Here is a 24,795-nt window from a genome sequence, read left to right on the forward strand (position 1 = left end):
ATGAACCGGGCGTTATGGACGTCCTTAATAGGAATTGGTGCAGCACAATTGCTGAAATTGACGCCGCGTATGGGGGAGCCGCAAGCCTGGGCCTGGCCCGATCTGACGGCGACGGGCGGCATGCCCAGCTCCCATGCTGCAGGCGTCGTCTCTTTGGCGTCGTACTTGGGCTTGAAGCACGGCTTCCGGTCGGATTCCTTCGCAGTGGCTTCGCTGCTGGGACTGATCGTGATGTACGATGCGATGGGCATACGCCATCATGCCGGGCTCATTGCCACCGAGGTGAATGGCTTGGAGGAGACGGTAGCGAATTTGACGAAAGATCATCCGCAGCATCAGCACGAGCGAAGCGACAAGCTGCTGGAGGAACGATTGGGTCATATGCCGATAGAAGTGTTGTGCGGAGCTCTGCTTGGCGCCGCTGTCGGTTGGATCAGCTATGCAACCGAGCCGTCAGCGTCCCGACGAGGCGCATGGACGAACCTTATACGGAAATGGTCGTTCTCTCTTCCTTGATTCCCGTCTCATGTCCGCGGTCGATGCTTACCGCGGGCATAGTGATGGTAAACTTGGTTCCGGAGCCGATGAAGCTTTCTACCTCGATCGTCCCTTCATGATCCTGGACGATTTTATGGCAGATCGACAGCCCGAGGCCGGTTCCGGAATCTTTGGTCGTATAGAACGGAATGAATATTTTGTCCAGCTCCGCCTCAGGAATACCTTTCCCCGTATCGCAAATTTCGATGACAGCCTTGCCGTTCTGCCCATTGAGATGAATGTCGATAAATCCTTGCTCTGTCATGGCCTCAAGCGCATTTTTGGATAGATTGAGCAGAAGCTGCAGCATCTTGTCCTGATCCATCAGCATCCGGATATCCTGATTATCGTGAATAAACTGAATTTTATGTCCAAGTCTGGTTGCCTCCGGCTCCAGCAAGGAGATAACGCGATTGATGCAACTGTGGATGGATTGTATCCGGTATTGGGTCACATGCGGCTTGGAAAATTGCAGAAATTCAGCTGTCAGCATACTCATTCGGTTGATCTCATCCATAATGAATTCATACCACGGCTTAATGTTGTAATTGCCCGCCCGCGAAAGCTGCAGAAAGCCTTTGACGGTTGTAAGCGGATTGCGAATTTCATGAGCCATCCCCGATGCAAGCTCCCCGACCACTCTCAGCTTCTCGCTTCGCAGCATATGCTCTTCCCGCTTCATCCAACTGTCCCGCTTCATAATATATAGCCGATGCTCTGCCGTTGACATCAGATCGTCCTTGGTTTGTCCGTCTTCGGGAAAGCAGGCCGTGCCGAAATTAATTTCAATCCCTGTCAGCTTGGGGAATTCCGCCGCCAGGAGCTGGGTGATGGTGCCAAGCGTTTGCTTGGTATTCTGCGATTCCATGACAATGGCGAACTCGTCTCCGCCGTAGCGGCTGATCAGAGAGCTTTCGGGAAACATAATACGCAGCAGCTGGGCCGCCTGCTTCAGAATGTCGTTTACCCCCTGGAAGCCATTGGTTGTATTTAGAGATTTCAGATCCTTGCAGTCGGCGAGTACAAGCACGATCGGTTTGCGCTCGGCGACAATTTTCTCCATCCGAAGATGGAACTCCTGGAAGTTGTACAGCCCGGTCAAGGGATCATGCGTGCTGAGATGCTTTTTTTCATGGGCGAGCAGCTGTTTCTGACGTTCCACATCCTCGAGCAGCTTGCCGAACATAAAGGCAATGATGAAGCAGCTTGCAGACGCGAACATTTGCTGGACGAGCATGGATATGTTCGGGGGATGATAAGTCAACGAGAGGATCAGGTAGGCAGCAGACAACAGAGCGCTCCATATCGCCGCAGTCCGGAGCTTGGGCATCACGCGGTACAATTGGCCCATGTGAAGCAAATACAGAGGCAGACACCAATCGGAAGCGCTGACCGCGTGAAACGGCATCAGCAGAATGACAGGGGCGACATAATATCCAGGTATAGAGCGGGGGACGAGGAGGCTTATCATGTAAAGCAAGGCCGCCGCAGCGAGCAGCGGAGTGTTTAATGCAGAGTCGTTCACCAGGGACCACACGCCGACCAGAGCACAGTAAATCAAGAAGATAGAGTGACCTTTCATGACTCGGGCTACAACTCCCATTGCAATAATTATTTGTACGTATGTAAAGAAATTCTGTGCCCGCCGGTAAAATCCTCCTAGACTCTCCCAATTTATCCGGATTTTCTTCTCGGCGGAAGCTTAGCTTCCATCTCTTGCTGGAGCGTCTGCATACAGCAAAAACCCGGCTGGATAGCCGGGTCAGGCAAGCAGGATTCGGGTTGTATCAGAATCCGGGTAAATTATCCAAATTGTTGGTAGGGTCGCCGTCTGCGTTGGAGCGCAGATGCTCGTCTCCATCACGGCCGCGGAATACGTTGACGCCTGAAATTTGTCCGTTTTTGGCCATATGCTGAGCTTCCACATAGTCGACGACCAGCCCTGAAGTCAGCTTCAGTTCCACGATATCGCCATCCCCGTTTTTGCGTACGGCTACGACCTGCTCTTGTTGTTGTTCAGCCATAGTTGAATCGCCTCCTTATGCAGCTTAGGATGCGCTTTCTACAGGCTTCTTATTCCACGGGAGAAGGAGGGGAGAAGCTATAGGTCTTGAACTGTTCGACGAACGACATCAGACCCGTGCGGCCGGCGAATTCGGGCATCCGGTCGGAGTAATGCATCAGCAGTACTTTCCGCTGCAGCTCCTCCGGCAAAGTAAGCAGCTCCTCCAGCGTGGCATGAACGATTCCCGGCGGCTGCAGCTGGCAATCGTGGAGAAAGAAGGAGCATCCCTTCGCGTGCAGTTCCACCAGCAACTCCCGGTTGAAGATACAATCCGCACTATAGAAAATGTAGCCGTTCAGCAGCAGCGAAAAGCTGGGTTTTCCCTGTATATGTATATTGGGAATCAGTGTGACAGTCAGATCCTGCCTAATATGCACAGGCTGTCCCGGCTCGAGAGGAACTACGTCAAAATAGTCGCTTAAGGCGGTGATGCCTTCGGCCCGATTCTCCAAGCCGCCCCGGAGGGAATGCTCCCAGAGATCGTTCACTAGAGGGAGCGGCACATACAGGCGGATACGCCTCTTGTGCGTGTATTTATTCTGAAAGGCAAATTCTTCAAGGCCGCCTATATGATCCGCATGAATATGCGTGATCAGAATGCCGTCCACGGCTTCGAGAGGAACGCCGATATCGAGCAGTGCGCGGGACGCGGTAAATCCGCAATCGATCAACAGCTTGTAGCCGTTCAGGTGGAGGAGAGCGTTATTATTATAGAAGGATTTAGCAAATGCGCTTCCTGTGCCGATCATTTGAAGTTGCAGGCTCACAAGCTTACCCCCACTCAGTTTTCTTAACCTAATCTATCACGCCTATCGGTGTGGATTCAAGCGGGTTATGTCACATTTTGGTTAAATTTGATCTTCAATTAGTTCACTTTCCCGGGAAAGAAGCATGCGTTTTATTTGAGGATTCGACATTTATGGAATCTCCATATTTTGTATAAGCTTTAAATGGAAACCCTTTCAATCACAACATATGGGTATGATTTTCGGGAATACAATTAAAAAAACGAAAATCTGCGCAACTCTTGCACCGGTGCAGAGTATAACCTAACAAATGCAAAAAGATGATGGAGGTTGCTTGCTAATGAAAGTACCGCGATTGCTAACGATGATGCTCTCGCTTTCTTTATTTGGCGCCACTGGCGCGCTCGCCAGTTCCATGTGGGGCGATTTCGAAGGTTACGCCAAGGTCAGGCTGATTGTTAATGAAGAGGAAAAAGAATTCGGCTCGAACGAAGTGCCCGGCTTTCTCGTAAAGGGGAGCGCGGTGCTTCCGGCACGGATCTTATCGGAGAAGCTGCAGTCGATTGTAAAATGGGATAACGAAAGCAAAACCGTATCCGTGTACAAGCCCAATGTACATATGGTTGTCGCCAAAACGGTAGGAGACGATTATTCCATCCAGAAGCCGTTCGGCGGGGTGAAGAAGGGGGACCGGCTGGATTTTGCCGTCTTCGCGCAGGTGGATGGTTTGAAAACGCCCATCTATTCGTTCCGGATCGCTATCGTATCGCCTAGCGGCGAACAAGTGAAGGCGCGTGAAGAGATCGTAGACGGACCTAAGAGCAGCTTCTGGTATACGTGGCCGTTTAACGTGACGTTCAGCGAATCCGGGCCGTATAAGGTTGTTTTCTCCATCAAACCGTCCTCGGACAGCGAATATGTCGCCGTTTCCCAGAAATCCATTTTGTCGGATTGATGGCTGCCGTGTTGCCCGCGGATTCATTGACTTGCAATTGGGATGCGTGGTACGATACGGGGGAGTTATCAATAAATAGATGAAATGAGGTTGTACCATGAGCGATCACATTCATGACGCTTCCTGCGATCATGATCACGAAGAAGAAATTTTTATCGTGACGGATCAAGACGGTGTGGAACATGAGATGGTGATGGTGTACACGTTTGAAGCCAGCGAACGCGCCTATGCCGTGCTTCTCGATCGTAACGATATGGAAGCTGACGGTGTTATATTCCGAATTGAAGAAGAGAATGGCGAAGCTTTTCTGGCCAGCATCGAGGATGAGGAAGAATGGGATCGCGTTGTCGCTATCTATAACGAGATCATCGAAGAGCAGGAACAATAAGCTCGCAGCGGAAAAACCCTTCTTGCCTAGGACAAGAAGGGTTTTTCCGGCTGTCCCGGACTTCGGCTGCCGAAGGCTTATTTACGGGGATTGAAGTACATGACGCGTCCGTTGAACAGATGAAGCTCAGCTTTCCACAGCTTGCCCAAATATTTGCTGAATTCATTGCCTTTGGACTTATCTCCGTGCGTGCTGTCGTCAGGCAGCACCATCTGAACATACTGCCGCGTGGTGTCATTGACGGTTTCCGTGCCAACGCCCATAACTATGTATTTGTACAGCGGGTTGATGCCTTTCAGGTAGAACCACTTGCCCTCCGCCTCGGGCTTGGTCTCGATCGTATAAGGAAATCCGGCATCGTCATACTCCCAACCGAGCTGGGTGCCGGTTTTCGCGAGCTGTTCACGGTAATGCTCGAGCTGCTGACGAAGCTCATCCAAGCTTAAGGAAGAAACGGCGGAGCCCTCTACAAATTTAATATATGCGCTTTGCGCCATGACCCATACACCTGCCTACTTATGAACTAAAACGATTTCATGAACATCATAGCATTAAGAAATAGCAAATACAACACTTGGCAGCCGCTGCAGCTTGGGAGCGGGAACGAAGAAGAAAGCGGGTGGAGAGAAGCATGGAGCTTATTTTTGCAGGTTATTTGCTCGTAACGGATATGGATGGTACGCTGCTGGACAAGGGCAAGGAAATCAGCAGAGAGAATCAGGAAGCGATCGAAAGGTTCGTGCGGCTGGGGGGGCGCTTCACGGTGGCGACCGGCCGTATTGTCGGGCCCGCCGGGCATTTTGTGCGTCAGCTGCCCGTTAATGCGCCTGCCATCCTGTATAACGGCGCGATGATCTATGACTATGGCAGGGCGGAACCGCTGCATCAGACGACGCTGCCGAAGGCTGGAGCGGAGGCGCTGCGGGATGTGCTGGAGGCTTTCCCGGGCATTGGCGCGGAGGTCTATGTCCAGGGCGAGCCGTATCCGTATACGATCCGGGACAATGCGATGACGGCCAGACATAGAAGCATCGAGCAATTCCCGCTCCAGGCGGCAAGGGAGGTTACGGACATTCCGGCCAACTGGCTTAAAATTTTATTTGCCTGGGAACCGGCGGAGCTTGATACGGCCAGCGAGAGCATGGTTGAGCTCACCCGGCATGCCGGGATCGAATGGGTGCGCTCCGATGACCGGTATTTCGAGATGCTGCCGCAAGGGGCGACCAAGGGAGATGCGCTGGAGCTGCTGCTCGGACTGGCGGGAGTGAAGCCAGGCAAGTGCATCGCCATGGGCGACCATCTGAACGATCTGGAGATGATCAGGCGCGCCGGCATTGGGGTTGCGGTGGGCAATGCCCATCCGCTGCTGCTGGAGGCTGCGGATCATGTGTGCAAGCCCCATACGGAGCATGCAGTCGCCGACGTCATCGACTGGCTGGAGCAGCGAATTCGGGCGGAACAGCCTTAAGCGGAGCGATTGGCGATGTGAACAGAACAGACGGAAAAAGCCGTTTGATCTCCCGTAGAAGGAGGCAAACGGCTTTTTTGCGGTGCGTCGTCTGGCGCTGCGCCCGCTATAACGGCGGGTAAAGCTCTGCAAGGCAGCCGGACCGGCGTTAGAAAGGCTCCGCCTGTGAGGCGAGGCCGCGGGACTCGTCCATTAGAAAATGGCCGGCGTCTCGACAATCACCTTCACATATTCGATGCTGCGGTCTTCAGGACCCTTCACCGGCAAGCCTACTTCGATATGCTCGGTGATATAGTCGATCAGATCCTGCGAGATGACCTCGCCCGGAAGCAGGATCGGAATGCCCGGCGGGTACACATAAATAAATTCGGCGATGATCCGATCGGCCGATTCCTTGAACGGGATCAGCTCGGTGTCGCCATAGAAGGCGTCGCGCGGCGATAAGGTCAGCTGCGGAATTTTAGGGATTTTGATAATCAGCTCATTGGCCTGCCGGATCGTATAATTTTCTTCGGACAGCCGCCGGAGCGCGGTCAGCAGAATGTCGATATTATCACGGGTGTCCCCAGGCGTGACGAGGCAGAGAATATTGTACATGTCGCTGAGCTCGACTTCGATGTTGTAGTGCTCCCGCAGCCAGTTCTCCGCGTCGTAGCCGGTGATGCCCAGATGGCGGACATGAATGTTAACCTTCGTCGGATCGCAGTCGAAGGTAGCTTCGCCGCCCAGGATTTCGCGGCCGAAGCATTCCAGACCCGGGATGGCATTGATCTCCCGCCGGGCGTAGTCGGCCAGCTCGATCGCCTGCTCGGCCATTGCCCGGCCGTTCAGCGCCAGATGCCGGCGAGCGCAGTCGAGCGAACCGAGCAGGATGTAGGACGTGGACGTCGTAGTCAGCATACTGATGACCGTCTTGGCCCGGCGCACATTAACCCGTCCTTCGCGGATATTCAGCACCGAGCTCTGCGTCATGGAGCCGCCGAGCTTATGGACGCTTGTCGCCGCCATGTCGGCGCCGGCCTGCATGGCCGAGATCGGCAGTCTGTCATGGAAATGAATCAGAACGCCATGCGCCTCATCGACAAGGACTGGAATATTATAGCTGTGCACAATATCGACGATTTCCTTCAAGTCGGCGCAGACGCCGTAGTAGGTCGGATTGATGACCAGCACCGCTTTGGCGTCGGGATGGCGCTCCAGGGCGCGCTTTACGGAAGATGTCGTCACTCCGTGATCGATGCCCAGATTTTCGTCCCGCACCGGCTTGAGAAATACCGGCTTGGCGCCGGCGAAAATGATAGCCGCCATAATCGATTTGTGTACATTGCGGGGAACGATGATTTTGTCCCCCTCGGAGCATACGGTCAAAATCATGGTCATGATAGCGCCGCTTGTTCCTTGAACGGAGAAGAAGGTATGATCGGCGCCGAAGGCATCGGCGGCAAGCTGCTGCGACTGCTCGATGACACCGGTCGGTTGATGAAGATCATCGAGCGGCGCTATATTGATCAGGTCGATGGACAGCGCGTTATCGCCGATAAACTCCCGGAATTCGGGGTCCATGCCCACACCCTTCTTATGTCCTGGAATGTGAAACTGCACCGGATTGCGCGCAGCATGCTCTTGCAATGCGGTGAACAGGGGAGTTTTCGTCTGATCCACGGTTATCCCTACCTTTCATATGCATAATAGATGGGTACAGATTTGGTGCAACTACAAGCAAACATATCGAGTATAGCAAAATGCGACACGGATGCAAGCGATTTTTGGCCGGGGGCCTGTCGAACAGAGGAGTATGTCGATTTTGTTAACCTTGTCCCCGTTCATTTCCATCCGCAAAAAAGATGTGGTACATTTAAAATGCTTATTTTAAAAATGCAAAGGCAGTGTGATTGCGATGGATAAACGAATTCTAGTTATTATGGTGCTGATCATGACCGTATTTATCGGCTTCGGCATCATTATTCCCGTTCTTCCCGAGGTTGTAACCGGTTCAGGCGCCGACAGCTTTCATCTTGGCATGCTGCTCTCGGTCTACTCGCTCGTTTCTTTTCTTATGTCTCCGTTCTGGGGCGCGTTGTCGGATCGTATCGGAAGACGGCCGATCATTATGATCGGGACGCTGGGCTTCAGCCTGAGCTTTTTTGTATTCGGGATGGCGGGCGACAATTTGCTGCTTATGTATGTATCCCGTATTTTGGGCGGCTTGTTCTCCGGCGCGGTGACCGCCTGTGCGGTAGCTTATGTGGCGGATATTACATCGGAGGAAAACCGGACCAAGGGGATGGGCATGGTCGGGATGTCGATCGGACTCGGATTTATATTCGGTCCGGCTCTGGGGGGCCTGCTTAGCGGTTACGGCTACGAGGTGCCATTTTTTACGGCGGCGGCATTGGCGCTTGCAATGTTCGTATTCGCGCTCTTCATGCTGAAGGAATCCGTCACGGCGGAAAATCGCCAGAAGTCGCGTGAGGCCAAGCAGTCCAGATGGGCGGCTTTCGTCGGCTCGTTGAAATATTTGTATGTGCTGTCGTTCTTCGTCTCGTTCTCGCTGGCCGGCTTGGAGGCTACGCTGCTGTTGTTTGAAAGGGACGCGATCGGAGCGACGCCGACCCAGCTCGGCTTGATGTTTGCGGTAAGCGGGATTGTCGGAGCATTGATCCAGGGAGGGGTTGTCCGCAGGCTGATCAAGGCGGGCCAAGAGGCGAGAGTTATCGGACTTGGTCTGCTGCTGTCGGCGCTGGGCTTTGTACTTATCCTCTTCTCCAGCAGCTTGTTGACCGCTTCGATTTATCTAAGCGTCTTTGCAGCCGGCAATGCGCTGATCAGACCTTGCGTAACTTCGTTGATCACGCAGAAGACGAAGGTGGGGCAGGGAGTCGCTTCCGGGCTCAGCTCCTCAATGGACAGCCTGGGGCGAATCGCCGGTCCGCTGCTTGGCGCCGGCATCTACGATTACAGCCACAATATGCCGTTCCTGATCGGCGCCGCGCTGTCGGTAGCTGCACTGTATCTGCTCTACCGCTTCATGGTGCTGGACCGCAGCGACGCGCTGCAATCCGGCAAGCTGGCTTCCTGAGCCTAAGTCGATAGACCGCCTGACGTTAAAAAAGCTGCCGTACCCGAGACTATTGTCAACGGGCGCGGCAGCTTTTTTGCCGGTAGATTCGGCTATTTCTTCGGCTTCGCGTTTTCCGAATGCTTCCGGTCTACCGCCTTTTCAATCCAGGGAGTCAGCTCATCTTTAATTTTTCCGATCAGCTGTTCCTTGGTTATCCCTTTGCCGGCGGCAATCTCCGTGAGTGACTTTCCTTCTTTCAGCTGAGCCTTCAGTTCGTCCTCCGTCATGCCCAGAATGGAAGCGAGCTTGTCCGGAGCCGGCAGCATCCTGCTCTTATGTCCGGGACCGTGTTTGCCGAGCTTGGTCAGATTGTGGTTGACCAGAAACGTCAAGTGCTTTTCCAGCTTCTCCTTCATCAGGGCGGCCTGGTCGGCAGTGAGTTTGCCGGAAGCGACAGCTTGATCCAGCTGGGCGATGCGCACCGCCTTGAGCTTGGCGATGAGATCGGCTTCGCTGACGCCTCGCTCCTGAGCGACTTCAACCAAGGTTTTGTTTTGAAGAGATATCTTCAGCTCATCCTTGGGGATGCCTAGCACCCCGGCGGCTTCTTCAATAATGGCTTGGGGCCCATGATGCTTGCCGGCACCCTCTTTTTTGGCCTCTGCCTTTTCTTTGGAGGTTTTGTCCTGCTCCTTGTCTTCGCCTCGGCCAAACCAGCTTCTCGGCGAGCTTTGGCCGGCGGTATCTTCCGAGGCTTCGTCAGTGCCGGCTGAAGGAGCGGCGACTGCCTTATCTTCGGCACTCGCCGAGCCGATTCCGCCGTACAATGCGCCTCCGCCCAGAAGCAGTGTCAGAGCAAGGGTGGAGATGATCACTTTGCTGGCATGCGTAGACTTCATAATATCCCTTCCTTTCCTATATAGTAAGATCTGGTTAGATGCAACCAACTGTAGCATAGGCAGGAAGGATTAAACGAAGCTTAAGACAAGCTTAGGTCTGCATAAAATTTTGCTTAAAAATAAAAAAGGGACGAAAAATCGTCCCTTTCTTGCATGAACTATAGATCAATCCGGAATATCTACCCAAGTGCCGTCCGGGCGCAAGCACACACGGTCAGGAGGGTTGGAGCCATCGACGATGCCAATCTTTACGCAGCTGGAGAGACCGGTTTCAAACGCGATTTGCTCGTGCTGTAAAACTTCTGGTTTTGTATAAAGTTGCTTCGACAAAATAATCACTCCCTATATATCTTTTGATACAATCTGTATCGAAATTGATTATAAGGTATTTTATTGTCATTGTAAAGTAGGTCGGAAATTATTTTATTTCACGGAAAAATAACGCCATAACGCGAACGGTATCCGATTATGGCGTTTTTGGAAATGCTACAGTTTGGCAAGTTGATACAAAGGAAGGAGCTCGGTAAACGTGCGTTTGACCAGCTCCAGAAACGCCTGGCTCTCAAGCTGCCCCGCCTCGCTTGCGGCAACCGTCCGGCCTATCAGAAACTCTACCTTTTTCACGTCGCGGAACCGCTCTAATGCCCGAATCAAGTCTGTTTCACTAAGCTCACCGAGCGAGACGTGCTCTTTCTTCATATGATCGAATGACAGCTTCATATCGGCAGACAGCGCGGTGATCTTGTCCAGCTCCCGGATATACGCCTTGGCGATAGTTTGTTTGCTGGGCAGCTCGTAGATCAGCGCAAGCCATATAAATACATGATCGTCGAACAATCCGATCTGAAAGTGGGGATGCTGCTTATAGCCCCGCTTGTTGCCGGCGAAGGCCATCCAGGTATCGACCGGGGCGTTGATCGTGCGGCGCGCATGCTGGGCGATATGCAGAAACAGCTCTTCGCCGGTCTGAACGGACAGCTCCTGCAGCAGCTCGCCGCCCAACTCCTTGAACTTGGGCTGAATCCGCTGGCGGATCGCTTCCATGCGTCCTTCCAGCCCCTCTATATGAAACGTGTCGAAATCCTCCTGAGTAAATCCGCTGAATGCCATGCTGCTCCTCCTCCATTATCCTGTGGTGCTTGTCTCTCTAGCACATCTACTCAACTATATCATACAAGCCGCCGGACGGGCACGCCTGACCGACCCAAAAAAAACACAAGTGAGTGAAAAGGCATTCCATTGTTGAATACGGCGTCTACGGGGTACGATAAGGCTACAAACAACGAAGCTAATCGAGTTAGGAGGAAAGCGTATGGCGGTCGACGCGCAAGCAGTAAAACCATTGCAAGGCCGTGCGCAAGAAGGGAAATTCAAAAGCCTGCTTCGCACCATCTGGAAATATAAAGCGCTTTATTTGATTTCATTGCCGGGCATCATTTACTTTATTATTTTCAAGTATATTCCTCTGCTAGGCTCAGTCATCGCATTTCAGGAGTACAACATCTTTAATGGCTTTACGGGAAGCGAATGGGTAGGGCTGGAGCATTTTCAACGGATGTTCGCGCATTATGACTTTCTGAAAATTTTAAATAACACGCTGCTCATCGGCTTGTACGATCTTGTATTGGCATTTCCCGCGCCGATCGTGCTGGCGCTGCTGCTCAACGAGCTGCGACTTGTCCTGTACAAGCGTGTGCTGCAGACTGTCGTTTATATGCCGCATTTCCTCTCATGGGTCATTGTCAGCGGGATCGCGATCGGCATCCTGTCGCCATCCACGGGCGCGGTTAATCATTTCCTCGTGTGGCTAGGCTTCGAACCGGTTTATTTCCTCGGCGAAGAGTCGTGGATTCGGACCGTGCTGATCGGCTCGGGCATTTGGCGGGATTCCGGTTACGGCACGATCATTTATCTGGCCGCGCTCGCGGGCATCAATCCGGATTTGTACGAAGCGGCCGAGGTGGACGGAGCGGGACGCTGGCGTCAGACGATCTCCATCACGATCCCGGCGCTTATGCCTACGATCATGATCCTGTTCCTGCTGCACATCGGGAAATTTCTGGACTTCGGCTTCGAACGCGTCTACGTGTTCCTGAATCCGCTCAACAAGGAGAACGGCGAAATTCTGGATACGTACATCTATCAGGCCGGCTTGCTGGGCCAGCAGTTCAGCTATACGACGGCCATCGGCTTGTTCAAATCGGTTGTCGGTTTGCTGATGATCGTGGTCGGCAACTTTATCAGCAAAAAAACGACAGGCGAAAGCTTGTATTAATCCACTTGGACAATCGGAGGTGAACCTGACATGAATCGAAAACCTACAGCGGGCTGGCAGACGTTCAACGTATTTAATATTCTCTTCCTGACAGCCCTGTCGCTGGCGATGTTTCTGCCCTTCCTGAACGTGCTGGCGCAGTCCTTCAGCAGCTCGGAGGCGATCGTGAACGGGAAAGTGTTTTTCCTGCCCATCGAATTTACCTGGATCAACTATCAGTATGTATTCAGCGACGCGGCCATCTGGCGCTCCTTCGGCATCACCGTATATATCACGGTCGTCGGTACGCTGATCAACCTGATCGCTACCGCTTCCCTGGCGTATCCGGTGTCGCGGCAGGAGTATAAAGGCCGCAACGTCATCGTCATCATGGTATTGATTACGATGGTGTTCAGCGCGCCGCTGATTCCGAATTTCATCCTGATGAAGGCGCTCGGGCTGACCAATTCCTTATGGGCGCTGCTCATACCCGGCGCGATCAGCGCGTTCAACTTCTTCGTCATGAGATCCTTCTTCATGCAAATTCCCGGCGAGATTATCGATTCGGGACGCATCGACGGCTGCTCGGAGATGCGGATGATCTGGAGCATCGTGCTGCCGTTGTCCAAGCCCGTTATGGCATCGCTCGGGATTTTCTACGCGGTCAACCACTGGAATACGTATCAGAGCGCTCTGTACTACATCAACAAACCGGCGCTGTATCCGCTGCAGGTGAAGCTGCGCCAGATGATCATGTCCGATGATATCAGCATCGATCCGGCAGCTTCGCAGTTCAGCGCGCTCGCTCATATGGACCCTGAGGGCATCAAGATGGCCACTATTATTGTCGCTACCATCCCGATCATCATCATTTATCCGTTTCTGCAGCGGCATTTTGTCAAGGGGATGATGGTCGGTTCGGTCAAATCATAACCCGCTTCAAGCGGGTGGACGGAAGCAGAGGAATGAATTGGCGATGAGGAAGCATTCTAAAAAAATGACAATCCGAACTAAATTCACTCCCTTGTGACTCCCTGGCTGCGCTCGTACAATGAGGCTATGAAAGCGCTACAACCTGGAATCATCCATTACTTACAAGAAAAGAGGGGTACTATGAAAAAATGGGTTTCCGCATCGGTGGCTACGGTGATGAGCGTCAGCTTGCTGGCCGCTTGCTCCAGTAAGCCTGCTGAAGAGCCAAATACGCAAGGCGGCTCCAAACCGGCCGAAAAAACGAAATTCTCGATTTCTCTGCGCACGTTGAATTTCGGTCATGTCGAGAAATCGCCGAACATCAACGAGGACAAATGGGTGAAGAAGCTGGAGGAGATGACGAACTCGGATCTCGATATCGTGCTTGTCCCGCACAAAGAATATGAGCAGAAGATGATTCAGATGTTCGCCACCAACGATATCCCGGATGTCGTACAAGGCAGCGGCGGCGTCAACGGCAAGGAAATGGCGGGATCGGTCAAAGCCGGCGTATTCATGCCGCTGGATGACCTGCTCAAGCAGCATGGACCTAACCTGCTGAAGAAAATTCCGAAGGACGCCTGGGACAACGTATCGTACAACGGTAAAATCTACGCGATTCCGGAATACTTGTCCAACCCGTCCCGCCGAGCCACCTATATCCGCAAGGACTTGCTCGACAAAGCCGGACTGCCGGTGCCCAAGACAGTTGACGAGTATCTGAACGTGCTCCGTAAGTTTAAGGAAATGGGCGTCGAGAATCCGTACATGGGCCGCGAAAACTTCAAGTACGCGGATACATTCTTTGGAGCGTACGACGTGTATCCGTACCTGTCGATGTTTGAGCAGCAGGGCGATCAGATTCTGCCGAAGTTCTTCGACACCGAGAATATGACGAAGGCGCTGCAAACCTACAAGACGATGTTTGACGAAGGTTTGATCAGCAAAGAATTTGCAACGATCAATGCGACGGTATTCAAAAACACGATCCTGGCCGGTAAAGCGGGCATCTTCTCGATGAATGCCAACGAGCTGATCCAGTGGGAAACGCAGCTGAAGGCGAATGTGCCGACAGCCAAGCTGGAAATTATTCCTTCCCCGGTTGGTCCTGACGGCAAAGGCGGATATTACCTGTATGGCCCTGTGCCGCGCGCTTACTTCATCAACAAAAACGTGAAGGACCCGGCCAGCATTATCAAGTTCTATGACTGGATGCTGTCGGAGGAAGCCGAGAAGTTCTTCACCTTCGGTATCGAAGGCGACACATTCAAAACGGTGGACGGCAAAATCGAATACAAGGCGCCGACAGATCCGCAAGCGGTCGACGAAGAGCGCTACCGTCAAGCTTTCTTGTGGCTCGTACAAGATACGACGTATAATAAAGGAACGCTCAGCCTGACGGAAGAAGGCAAGAAACTGATGTCGGTCTACGACACGACGCTGGCGAACGAAGGCCGCGATGGCATCAATTTCGAGCCGCGGCTGGACGCTTTGATGAAAAACCCGGATATTTCGCCGCTGTCTGACCAGGCGCCGCCGGTTGTGTTGCAGCACATGGTGAAAATGGTGTATGGCAAGGAGCCGATCTCCGATTGGCCGAAGGTGCTTGAAGAATGGAAGTCCAAAGGCGGCAATGACGTAATCAAAGAAGCTAGCGAGAAATTTAAAAACAAGGATGCCGGCACATCGGTTTCGATGCCGCGCAAATAACGCTCCCCGGGAGCAACCGCCGTCTCCTCACGAGCTTTCAGCCGTGGGGAGCGGCTTTTCCATAACAAAACAACATACGATTGAACAGAAAAGGGGGCGTTCCCATGTACCGCATATTGATCGCAGACGACGAACCGATGATCCGCAAAGGGCTGCAAAAGCTGGTCGAGCAAGCAGAGCTTCCGATCGCCGACATCCGGACAGCCGAGAACGGAGCAGTGGCGCTGCAGCGGATTCAGGAGGAACGCCCTGATTTTTTATTCACGGATATCCGGATGCCCAAGCTGGACGGACTGGAGCTGTGCCGGCTGGTGGCGGAGATGGACGCAGACATTCAGATCGTCGTCATTTCCGGCTATGGAGATTTTGAATATGCGCAGAAATGTTTGTCTTACGGCGTGAAGGAGTACCTGCTCAAACCGGTCAACAAAAAGGCTTTGCATCATGCGCTGGAGAAGCTCGTGAAGCAAAAGAGCAAGCAGAGCTCGGAGACGTTCGTTGCGGTGACGAAGCTGGAGAAATGGGCGGATAGGATGGAGAACGCCGTCTGGATGCTGCAGGAGGCCGAGTTGGATGCGCTGCTGGAGGACATGCGCCAAGAGCTGACAGGCAGCCGGCTGAAGCTGCACCGGCTGGTCGAGGTGCTGCGGGAGCTTTATACGCTGATGCATAAGCGGCTGCATGTCCGGGAGATTTATCTGCAGCAGGATGAGCTGAGCCTCGCGGATGCGGACAATGAGCAGGAGGCATGGGGCCGGTTCGACAAAGATGTGCGCGACCGGCTGGCCGAGCTGAAGACGAAGCGCAAGGGCAAGCTGAAGGACCCGGTGGAGGAAGCGAAGCAATACATCGAGGAGCACCTCGCCGAAGAAGTGTCGCTGGAGGAAGTGGCTGACTTTATCGGCTTGAACGCGTCGTACTTCAGCCAGCTGTTCAAGCAGTCGTCGCAGGAAACCTTCGTCCAGTACCGCACCAGGCGCCGGATGGAGAAGGCCAAGAAGCTGCTGGAGCTGCCGCACTGGCGAATCACGGACATTTCGGGCGAGGTCGGCTATGCGGATCATCCGCACTTTACGAAGACATTCAAGAAATATGCGGGCTGCCTGCCTTCGGAATACCGACAGAAGCTGGGCATCAAGTCATGAAGCGGAAGACGCTTTCCGGGCAAATCTATTTGTATTTCATGATCGTCATCATTCTGTCGCTCGCGTCGGTCGGCACATTCTCCTACATCCAGTCGTCGCAGGCTCTGGATGAGCAGGTGACTCAGTATATGGAGCAGATGATCGATAGCGCTACTTATCAGACGGACATTTATTTGCAAACGTACGAGCTGTTCAGCAAGTCGTTCGCTTCCAATCCGGATGTCCGGAAGTTTATCGAGATTGCGCGGGACGACGCCTACAAGTACTACGAATATTCGACCAGCATCAAGAAGTTTGCGCAGGAATCGGTCGCTCCGTACAAGCAGCTGCATATGGTTTATGTCGTGGGCAGGCATGGGCGCGCGGTCATCTATGAGAATCAGAACGTGATTAATTTCGATCCGGTGCTCGCTGAGAAAAACTTCGATAAGCTGATGGCATCTACGCCGGACGGCGGCCAAATCAGCTTGCTGAACATGAGCATGCGGGAGGAGGATCGCGGCACGGTCGTCACGATGGCGATCAAGGTGTTCGGCTCCTCCTACGGCGATTATAACAACGGCATTGTCGCCACCGAGATCAAGCTGGCCGAGCTGGCCAAAATCTGGGATCGCGTCAGCTTGGGCAAAAGCGGATCTTACTTCATTATCGACGACGACGGCAATTATATTTATCGTCTGTCTGTAAGCGAGCAGAAGCCGGATCAGCCGCAGGAGGACGCAGAGCTGGCTTCGCTGCTCCTGTCGAGCGGCAACAACACGCTGATCCACAAGTACAACGGAGAAGAGCGCATGTTCGTCTCGCGGAAGTCGAGCTATTCCAACTGGAACCTGGTCGCTTCGATGCCAGTTGAAGAGCTGCGCCGCCCGGTTTCGACGATCCGGACGACGACGATCATCATCGGCTTGGTTACGCTGGCAGCGGCGCTGTTGCTCGCTTCCCGGTTCGGCCGCTCCATCGTGGCTCCGATCCGCGAGCTCAAGGAGAGCATGCGCGAGACGGAGAAAGGAAACTGGCAGCATATCGACGAGATTAGCCGGACCGACGAGATCGGCGGGCTGATTCACAGCTATAATCTGATGGTCACGCGTTTGTCCGAAATGATCGGGCGGGTGTACGAGGCTGAGCTGCTGCAGCAGAAAAACGCGCTGGAGCTCGGGCGATCGGAGCTGGAGCGCCAGCAAGCCGAGTTCCAGTCGCTGCAATTGCAAATTAACCCGCACTTCTTGTACAACACGCTGGAGACGATCAATTGCTATGCCATTGTTCAGGATTCGAATGAGATCACCGAGATGGTAGAAGCTATGGCGTTTATGCTGCGCTACTCGGTACAGACGAATCTGGAGGAAATTACGGTTGCCAACGAGCTGAATCATGTCCGTAATTACATGATCATTCTCCAGCACCGCATCGGCAGGGAATTTGAGATTGACGTGGCTGTTCCTCCGGGACTGTTGCTGGAGAAGATGGTCCGGCTGACACTGCAGCCTCTGATCGAAAACATTTTTCAACATGCGTTCCCCGACGGGCTGGAGGCCCATCACTTCATCCGGATCGATGCGAGCAAGCAGCGAGGTTTATTCCTGGTGACTGTGGAGGACAACGGGGCGGGGATAAGTCCGGAGAGGCTCGAAGAACTGCGGAGCAAGCTGGAGCAGAACCGTCTGGCGGCGCCCGAGGACAGAGAAGGACGCCGCGGCGGCGGAATCGGACTGATGAATGTGCACCGGCGCATCCAGATGGTGTTCGGGGAAGCGTATGGGTTGTCGATCGACAGCGAGATGGGCAAGTGGACAAAAATTACGATGACGATGCCGGAAACGGATCGGCCCAAAATGGGAACCAAAAAATGAAAACAATCATGGGAGGAATTACAATGAACATCGACTTGACAGGTAAAATTGCTTTGGTTACAGGCTCCAACGCAGGCATCGGCCGCGCTATCGCCATCGCGTTGGCAGCAAACGGGGCGAAGGTGGGCGTCAATTGCTTGAATAATGTTGCCCAAGGCCAGGAGGTCGTGGCGGCGATCCAGGCGGCAGGCGGGGAAGCGGTCCTGGTGCAGGCGGACGTAACCGACGCGGCTCAGATCGACCGGCTTGTCTCCGAGGTGGAGCAGGCGCTTGGCGGCACGGTAGATATCCTCGTGAACAATGCGGGACATCTGGTTCAACGCGTACCGAACGCCGACATGACTGAGGAAATGTACGAGCGCATCCTGAACGTCAACCTGAAGAGCACGGTGTTTATGTGCAAGCGGGTATTGGCCGGTATGAAAGAGAAAGGGAGCGGCCGCATCGTCAACATGACCTCGGTAGCTGCGCATAACGGCGGCGGCCCGGGCTCCAGCATCTATGCCGCGAGCAAGGCGGCCGTCATGGCCTACTCCAAGGGATTGGCGAAGGAAGTGGCGGGAAGCGGGATTACGGTCAATAACGTATCTCCGGGCTTTATCGGCAATACGATGTTCCACGCGACCTTCACCCCGGATGCGGCGCGCCAGGCTACGATAGCAGGCATCCCGCTCCAGCGCGAAGGCACTCCTGAGGACGTAGCCGGAGCTGTGGTGTACCTCGTGTCGGAGCTTGCTTCGTACGTAACCGGGGAGACGATCGAGATCAACGGCGGGATGATGATGCGATGAGTTTATCCGTTGGAGAAAAACGAGAGACTTATGCGTGGGCCGCAAGCGCGGCCCGGGCGCTGCAGGCGGAGCTCGACAGGCTGAGCGCGGCGGGAAGCTTGACGATTCCGGTCGAGCCCGGCGGCTGGTGGCATCAGTATGTATGCCCGGTTCATCATACGGAGCTGCTGTTCGATGAGGAGGAGTTGCATCCGCTTGCGTTTCAATGTCCGCACGGCTGCCGGATCGAAGGAGAGGCTTATCGGGGCGCCTGGCTGGTGTTCAAGCATCAGTCGCTCGCACGGAGCACGCTGCAGGCTGCGGCCGTCTATGCCGGGACCAAGGATGAAACCTATGCCCGGCTCGGTAAGCGGCTGCTTGTGGAGTATGCGGCGCAGTTTCCCTTGTACCCTGTCCATCCCGACGCGCAGAGCTGGATGCTGAAGGGCAGAGCGTTCCATCAGGCGCTCACCGAGGCGATCTGGGCCACTACGCTGCTTCGCGCTTATCTGCTGCTGCTGGATGAAGGCGTAGCCTTCACGGAGGAGGAAGACCGTACGATCAGCGTATTTCTCGAGATGCTGGCGACCAGCATGACGGAATACCGTCATATTTTAATACATGAACGCGGCAATGCTGAGAACAACTATACGGCATGGCTGAACGCTGCCTTATCCTGCGTCTATGCGGCGCGCGGACAGCGGGAGGAGCTGGAGGGGCTTATCCGCGACAAGGGAGGCTTCCTGCATCACTTGTCGATCGGAGTGAAGCCCGATCAGCTCGAATTCGAAGGCAGCGTGTACTATCATATTTTCGTGCTTCGCGCGTATCTGATCTCCGCCGAGATGGCGGAGCGGTTCGCGATCGACCTGTACGAGGCACAGGGCGAGCAGGGGCAATCGCTGCGGGGTATGTTCGAGGCGCTGGCACTGCTTGCTGACGATAACGGGGTGCTGCCTGCCCTTCATGACGGTCCGCTGGAGCGGTTGCCATATGCGCGGGAGATCGCCGAGATCATGGAGCAGGGATTGGCCCGCTACAGACTGCCGCTTCTCGTGCCGATTCTATTGGAAGCCAATAGGCAGATGGGCGCGGTGGAAGCCGGGCATTGGGGGCTTGAAGGCTTGCTGTACGGGCAAGGAGAGCTTGAGTTTGAGCTTGAGCAAACGAGCGGGGGAGCGGAAGAAGCGGCTGCGGCGAGTGCTTTGGCACCGGGCGGCAGAGACAGGCGTTCGGTTCTCTGGGCGGAATCGGGCTTCGCAGTCGGCCGGGCAGCCGGCAGCAAGCTGAGCTTCCTTGCCGATTTCGGCGAGCATGGTGGCTCTCACGGGCATTTCGATAAGCTGCATGTTTCGCTCATGCACAGCGCAGGCGCTCTGACGCCCGATCTGGGCATGGTGCCGTACGGCTCGGCCTTGCGCAAAACCTGGTTCGCGGAGACGGCTTCTCACAACACCGTGTCCATAGGCGGCGTTTCGCAGACTGCACATACAGGCCGGTGCGTCCGATTCGAGGATAGCGGCCAGCATGTGTATGCGTGGCTGCAATCGACGGAAGCTTATCCGGGCTGGCGACTCGACCGGCATCTGCTGCTGACGGAGGGTTGGCTGCTGGATTGGTACGAGGTGGAGGCTGTCGATGGGCAGGAAGCCGATATCGAGTGGTGGCTGCACCCGGTTACCCCGGTGGCGGCGGCCTGGACTCAGGCGAGTCCGCAGCCCGAAAGCGGCGGGGAGCTGCAGACTTATCCTCTGCGCATCCAAGACGAGGAGCAGCGTCTCCCGGTAACAGGAACATTCGCCGCGCCCGCAGCTGACGGTTCGGAAGGCTTCGCGGCCACCGCGTCCGTTCGCTATGAGGTGGCAGAAGGCGAAGCGGTCACGCATACGGCTGTAGTAGGGGCGGATCAAGAGCTGCTGCTTGTCAGAACACCTGGCACTTCCGTCGATCCGAGCGTTCCGCTAACCGCCTTGCTGCATAAACAGCATGGAACCAAGGCCGCATTCATTCATGCTTTCCGCGCTTGCGAGGATGGCTGCAGCCTAACCGCTTTATCCGGCAGCCGGCTGGAACTGGAAGCTTCCGGAAAGCGCTGGACGATAAGCCTGTCGCCGGATGGCGAGCTGCAATGGGCATAATACCGGAGCAATCGGAGGAGAGAATGAGCGATGAGTGAGCACGCACCGTTATATGAGCCGCTAAGCGGTATGCTAACCGTTCAATACGAGCCGAATGAGGAGACGGTCCTGCTGGAGAATCCGCCGCGGTTCACCTGGATACCGGCACAGCTCGATCAGGACCGCTATGTGCTTCAAATCTCGGCGACGGAACGCTTCGACGAGCAGGGGACGCGGACGATACAGCCGATCCCCTACAATCTGTACACACCTGACGAAGCGCTTGCATCCGGCGTCTATTATTGGCGTTACGCGCTGCTGACAGAGGAGGGCGGCCGCACGGCGTGGAGCCGCATCCGCCGTTTCGAGGTTCCGCCGGGGCTGCCCGAGACGCCGCTGCCGGACAGAGCTATACGTTATGAAGCCGCGTCGTCCGCCCACCCCAGGCTATGGCTTGCGCCGGACGAGGTCGCGGCATTCCGCGAGAAGCTGGCGGCTGATCCGTCTTGCTGCGGCTGGGACGTCTTCTACAAGAAATCGGTCCTTCCTTGGGCCGAGCGAGATCTGATCGCCGAGCCGCTGCCGTATCCGAACAATAAGCGGGTAGCCAAGCTGTGGCGGCAAATGTATATGGATTGCCAGGAGGCGCTGTATGCGATCCGGCATCTCGCCGTGGCCGGCAAGCTGCTGGACGATCAGGCTCTTCGGGACAAGGCTAAGGCATGGCTGCTGCATGTCGCCTCATGGGACCCGGAAGGCACGACGAGCCGCGACTACAACGATGAAGCTTCCTTCCGCATCGCAGGAGCGCTCGCTTGGGGCTATGACTGGCTGTACGAAAGCCTGAACGAGGAGGAGCGCTCGGCGGTCCGGTCCGTGCTGCTGACGCGGACACGCCAGGTGGCCTTCCATGTGATCGAGCGCTCGAAGATCCACCACGTGCCGTTTGACAGCCATGCGGTACGTTCGCTGTCCAGCGTGCTGGTCCCTTGCTGCATCGCGATGCTGAACGAGGAGCCGGAAGCTCGCGAATGGCTGGATTACACGCTCGAATATTACGCGGGTCTGTATTCGCCTTGGGGCGGGGAGGACGGAGGCTGGGCGGAAGGGCCGATGTACTGGACGACGGGCATGGCTTTTGTAACGGAAGCGATGAACCTGGTGAAGAAATATACCGGAATCGACTTTTACAAGCGGCCGTTTTTTGCCAAAACCGGAGATTTCCCGCTCTACTGCTTTAGTCCGGATACGCTGCGCGCCAGCTTTGGCGACCAGTCCACGCTTGGCGATCCGGTCAGCCTGAAGACGGGCTTCAATGTCCGACAGTTTGCAGGGGTCACCGGCAACGGCCTATACCAATGGTATTTCGACCGGGTGAAGGAAACGGATACCGATTCGGAGATGAAATTTTACAACTACGGCTGGTGGGATTTCCGCTTCGACGAGCTGGTCTACCGGCATGATTATCCGCAAGTGGAGGCTGTACCGCCTACGGAGGAACGCATCGACGGGATCAAATGGTTCCGCGATATCGGCTGGGTCGCGTTCCATGCGAATATGGCCGATCCCGAGCGTCATATCATGCTGCTTGCCAAAAGCAGCAAATACGGCTCGGTCAGCCACAGCCACGGGGATCAGAACGGGTTTCTGTTGCATGCGTACGGCGAGCCGCTCGCTATCGAAAGCGGCCATTATGTAGCATTCGGCAGCACGATGCATATGAACTGGCGCAAGCAGACCCGCTCCACGAACAACATTCTCGTGGACGGCCTGGGGCAATATGCCGGGACGAACAAGGTGCTGAATATGGCTGCCCAAGGCAAAGTTGAAGCCGCGGAGCAGAGAGCGGGCTATGCGTATGCGCGCTTCGACGCGACGGCGGCCTATAAGGAGAACGTGCCGTATATGGAGCGCTACGTGCGCGAGCTGTATTTCTTCGGAGGGTCCTATGTTGTCGTCGTCGACACGGTCGATCTGGCGCAGCATGGAAAAGTCGATTGGCTGTTCCAGACGCTGTATGAGATGAAGCTGCAAGGTCAAGGCTTCCGGGTGCAGGGGTGCAAGGCCGATATGGACGGACGTTTCGTCTACTGCTCCTCGGGTGAGCTAGAGCTGTCGCAGGAAGAAGGCTTCCCGGATGTCGATCCCTCCGAAATCGAGGGCCTGCCGAGGCATTGGACCCTTCACGCCGCAACCCGAGAGGCGAGGAGTCATCGCATAGCAACGCTGCTGGTGCCGATCAAGCATGGCAAGCCGAAGTATGTGTCGCATTTTATGGATGATCAAGGTCATGGCGTGCATCTGTATTTCACGGAGGACGGCGTGACCCATAAGGTGGAAGTGCCGAAGCCTTATTGACTCTTCAGTATGCCGGCAGTCTGAGTACTAACCTTTATCAAGTCGATAGTCTGAGCGTGGAACCGCTGTTTTTTGCTCCTTCGGGGCAGGGACGGCGGTTTTTTCTTAGGAGGCAAGAAGGCGCGGATCAAGCTTAGCGTTAGCTCACTCGCCCCGTGGATATTGGCGTGCGTTTGGCGGTTTTAAAGCCCACGGGCGGGCTTAAACCTGATGAACACGCAAATAAAAAAAGGCTCCGGTTCGGAGCCTTTTTCCAAGCTGGAGAATGATACCCCGAGGGTATCCCTCCCTTAACGAGCCGACCGGATCATTTGATGCCCGATCTGCCCGTCCAAGGGCCGCTGAGTTCCGCTAGCGTGCCCCGACTCTCGTCATCTGTCCGTAAGAGCGGCGGGAGAGCCGGTGGGGACTACTTGCTGGCTTTAACCTCTTGCAGCAAAGAGAGGTCGAGGAATTTGCCGAGGTCCAGCTCCTCTTTTTTCACGTCCTTGATATAACCCGCGTCGATGGACACCTTGGCCATTTCCTCGACGGCTTCTTTGCTCACATCGGTCGTCAGATTCAGGTGGCTGAGCGCGGCCTTGATCAAGTTGATATCCATGCCTTTGCCGCTCAGTTCCTTGAGACGGTTGTTGATCAGTTCGTACGATTTGTCCGGATTAGCCTTGATGAAGTCGATCGCTTCGGCGTTCGCCTGGATGGCCTGCTTGGCGGCTTCGCGATGCTGCTTGAGGAACTTGTCGCTCGCTACAAGCAGCGTAAGCGGGTAGTTGCCTTTGTTCGGCGGCACTTGGTCCCAAGGCACGATAACTTTGCCGATGCCTTCCTGCTCCATCTGCGTGCCCCACGGCTCAGGAATCAGGGTGGCGTCGATTTCCTTCTGGCGCATGGCGATCAGCGTATCGGCAGGAGCGCGGGCAATGATCTGTACGCCGGTTTTGTCCGTCGTCACGCTCAGGCCATTTTCTTTCAGCAGCAGACGGAGCGATATTTCATTCGTGCTGCCTTTGGTCGGGATCGCTACCGTTTTGCCGACCAGGTCCTTTGGCGAGTTGATGCCCGAATCTTTACCCGCTACAAGTACGGCGCCGCCATTGTTGGAGCCGGAGATGATCCGGAAGTTTTTACTTTTCAGAAACTGGTTGGTGGCCGGGCCGGGACCGACATAACCAAGGTCGATCTGATCGGTTGCGATGGCCGTGGAGAAGTCGGAGCCATTATCGAATGCCTGCACTTCGATCTTCACGTTCTCGCCCCAATATTTCTTGAACAAGCCTTGCTCCAGCGCCACGTAGCCGGCGGCATGGGTCACATTCTTGAAGATGCCGAGCCGGATCGTGGAGGGCGCGGTAGAGGCCGAACCTCCTCCGGCTGCGCCTCCGCTTGGTTCCGGAGCAGGCTGCTTGCCGCAAGCCGTTAGAACCAGCGAGGCTCCCAAAACGATTGCCAGTATGGATGACCATGTTTTTTTCTTCATGTCTCTCTACTCCTTTTTGA

Annotated in this window: 22 protein-coding genes; 13 read left to right on the forward strand and 9 right to left on the reverse strand. The window is 54.9% G+C overall.

All coding sequences use genetic code 11. The features are described 5' to 3' along the window. Positions 1 to 516 (forward strand): divergent PAP2 family protein, encoded by a 516-nt coding sequence (locus BLR08_RS08855; protein ID WP_072328809.1) that lies wholly within the window; start codon positions 1 to 3, stop codon positions 514 to 516. On the opposite strand, the gene BLR08_RS08860 is transcribed toward BLR08_RS08855, so the two are convergent. The 3 genes from BLR08_RS08860 to BLR08_RS08870 form a co-directional block, all read right to left on the reverse strand. Beyond that, positions 485 to 2,119, reverse strand: coding sequence for an ATP-binding protein (locus tag BLR08_RS08860; RefSeq protein ID WP_072328810.1), 1,635 nt, complete (start codon positions 2,117 to 2,119; stop codon positions 485 to 487). The genes BLR08_RS08855 and BLR08_RS08860 overlap by 32 nt on opposite strands. 205 nt (positions 2,120 to 2,324) lie before the next feature. Continuing rightward, positions 2,325 to 2,561 carry a DUF3892 domain-containing protein gene (locus BLR08_RS08865; protein ID WP_072328811.1) on the reverse strand — a complete coding sequence of 79 codons (237 nt, stop codon included), beginning with the start codon at positions 2,559 to 2,561 and terminating at the stop codon, positions 2,325 to 2,327. Between the two features lie 49 nt (positions 2,562 to 2,610). Next, on the reverse strand, positions 2,611 to 3,369 hold the full coding sequence (locus BLR08_RS08870; protein WP_072328812.1) for an MBL fold metallo-hydrolase: 759 nt from the start codon (positions 3,367 to 3,369) through the stop codon (positions 2,611 to 2,613). 319 nt (positions 3,370 to 3,688) lie between these two features. On the opposite strand from BLR08_RS08870, the gene BLR08_RS08875 reads away from it, so the two are divergent. Beyond that, a complete protein-coding gene (locus BLR08_RS08875; protein ID WP_072328813.1) occupies positions 3,689 to 4,303 on the forward strand; it encodes a stalk domain-containing protein in 615 nt (204 codons plus the stop codon). Between the two features lie 97 nt (positions 4,304 to 4,400). After that, positions 4,401 to 4,691: a DUF1292 domain-containing protein gene (locus BLR08_RS08880; RefSeq protein WP_072328814.1), complete on the forward strand. Its 291-nt coding sequence runs from the start codon at positions 4,401 to 4,403 to the stop codon at positions 4,689 to 4,691. A gap of 77 nt (positions 4,692 to 4,768) precedes the next feature. Here BLR08_RS08880 and BLR08_RS08885 read toward each other — a convergent pair whose 3' ends face one another. Further along, complete coding sequence (locus BLR08_RS08885; protein WP_072328815.1) at positions 4,769 to 5,188, reverse strand: DUF1885 family protein; 420 nt, start codon at positions 5,186 to 5,188, stop codon at positions 4,769 to 4,771. Positions 5,189 to 5,322: 134 nt separating this feature from the next. On the opposite strand from BLR08_RS08885, the gene BLR08_RS08890 reads away from it, so the two are divergent. Next, positions 5,323 to 6,159 (forward strand): Cof-type HAD-IIB family hydrolase, encoded by an 837-nt coding sequence (locus tag BLR08_RS08890; protein WP_083536780.1) that lies wholly within the window; start codon positions 5,323 to 5,325, stop codon positions 6,157 to 6,159. Between the two features lie 192 nt (positions 6,160 to 6,351). Here BLR08_RS08890 and BLR08_RS08895 read toward each other — a convergent pair whose 3' ends face one another. Beyond that, positions 6,352 to 7,821, reverse strand: coding sequence for an aminotransferase class I/II-fold pyridoxal phosphate-dependent enzyme (locus BLR08_RS08895; protein WP_176835463.1), 1,470 nt, complete (start codon positions 7,819 to 7,821; stop codon positions 6,352 to 6,354). Between the two features lie 235 nt (positions 7,822 to 8,056). On the opposite strand from BLR08_RS08895, the gene BLR08_RS08900 reads away from it, so the two are divergent. After that, complete coding sequence (locus BLR08_RS08900; protein ID WP_072328818.1) at positions 8,057 to 9,238, forward strand: MFS transporter; 1,182 nt, start codon at positions 8,057 to 8,059, stop codon at positions 9,236 to 9,238. 92 nt (positions 9,239 to 9,330) lie between these two features. Here BLR08_RS08900 and BLR08_RS08905 read toward each other — a convergent pair whose 3' ends face one another. The 3 genes from BLR08_RS08905 to BLR08_RS08910 all read right to left on the reverse strand — a co-directional run bounded on the left by BLR08_RS08905 (position 9,331) and on the right by BLR08_RS08910 (position 11,229). After that, complete coding sequence (locus BLR08_RS08905) at positions 9,331 to 10,119, reverse strand: hypothetical protein (protein ID WP_072328819.1); 789 nt, start codon at positions 10,117 to 10,119, stop codon at positions 9,331 to 9,333. Positions 10,120 to 10,284: 165 nt separating this feature from the next. Beyond that, positions 10,285 to 10,449, reverse strand: a complete 165-nt coding sequence (locus BLR08_RS31075) for a hypothetical protein (protein WP_176835464.1) — start codon at positions 10,447 to 10,449, stop codon at positions 10,285 to 10,287. Between the two features lie 156 nt (positions 10,450 to 10,605). Next, a complete protein-coding gene (locus BLR08_RS08910; protein ID WP_072328820.1) occupies positions 10,606 to 11,229 on the reverse strand; it encodes a YktB family protein in 624 nt (207 codons plus the stop codon). A gap of 202 nt (positions 11,230 to 11,431) precedes the next feature. On the opposite strand from BLR08_RS08910, the gene BLR08_RS08915 reads away from it, so the two are divergent. The 8 genes from BLR08_RS08915 to BLR08_RS08950 all read left to right on the forward strand — a co-directional run bounded on the left by BLR08_RS08915 (position 11,432) and on the right by BLR08_RS08950 (position 23,298). After that, the gene (locus BLR08_RS08915) at positions 11,432 to 12,394 is read left to right on the forward strand and encodes an ABC transporter permease (protein ID WP_072328821.1); all 963 of its coding nucleotides are present in this window, start codon (positions 11,432 to 11,434) and stop codon (positions 12,392 to 12,394) included. Between the two features lie 30 nt (positions 12,395 to 12,424). Next, positions 12,425 to 13,306 (forward strand): carbohydrate ABC transporter permease, encoded by an 882-nt coding sequence (locus BLR08_RS08920; protein ID WP_072328822.1) that lies wholly within the window; start codon positions 12,425 to 12,427, stop codon positions 13,304 to 13,306. A 180-nt stretch (positions 13,307 to 13,486) separates the two neighbouring features. After that, the gene (locus BLR08_RS08925) at positions 13,487 to 15,055 is read left to right on the forward strand and encodes an extracellular solute-binding protein (protein WP_072328823.1); all 1,569 of its coding nucleotides are present in this window, start codon (positions 13,487 to 13,489) and stop codon (positions 15,053 to 15,055) included. 104 nt (positions 15,056 to 15,159) lie between these two features. Next, a complete protein-coding gene (locus BLR08_RS08930) occupies positions 15,160 to 16,200 on the forward strand; it encodes a response regulator transcription factor (RefSeq protein WP_072328824.1) in 1,041 nt (346 codons plus the stop codon). Beyond that, positions 16,197 to 18,053: a sensor histidine kinase gene (locus BLR08_RS08935; RefSeq protein ID WP_072328825.1), complete on the forward strand. Its 1,857-nt coding sequence runs from the start codon at positions 16,197 to 16,199 to the stop codon at positions 18,051 to 18,053. The genes BLR08_RS08930 and BLR08_RS08935 overlap by 4 nt, the downstream gene beginning before the upstream one ends. Before the next feature lie 23 nt (positions 18,054 to 18,076). Continuing rightward, complete coding sequence (locus BLR08_RS08940) at positions 18,077 to 18,844, forward strand: SDR family NAD(P)-dependent oxidoreductase (RefSeq protein ID WP_072328826.1); 768 nt, start codon at positions 18,077 to 18,079, stop codon at positions 18,842 to 18,844. Next, positions 18,841 to 20,961, forward strand: coding sequence for a heparinase II/III domain-containing protein (locus tag BLR08_RS08945; protein ID WP_072328827.1), 2,121 nt, complete (start codon positions 18,841 to 18,843; stop codon positions 20,959 to 20,961). Before BLR08_RS08940 ends, BLR08_RS08945 begins: the two co-directional genes overlap by 4 nt. Before the next feature lie 30 nt (positions 20,962 to 20,991). Further along, entirely contained in the window at positions 20,992 to 23,298 is a 2,307-nt protein-coding gene (locus BLR08_RS08950) for a DUF4962 domain-containing protein (RefSeq protein WP_072328828.1), read from the forward strand. 409 nt (positions 23,299 to 23,707) lie between these two features. On the opposite strand, the gene BLR08_RS08955 is transcribed toward BLR08_RS08950, so the two are convergent. Further along, complete coding sequence (locus BLR08_RS08955; protein ID WP_072328829.1) at positions 23,708 to 24,775, reverse strand: ABC transporter substrate-binding protein; 1,068 nt, start codon at positions 24,773 to 24,775, stop codon at positions 23,708 to 23,710. Positions 24,776 to 24,795: the final 20 nt, after the last annotated feature.

It is taken from the genome of Paenibacillus sp. cl123 (genome assembly GCF_900101595.1).
Taxonomy (GTDB): domain Bacteria; phylum Bacillota; class Bacilli; order Paenibacillales; family NBRC-103111; genus Paenibacillus_G.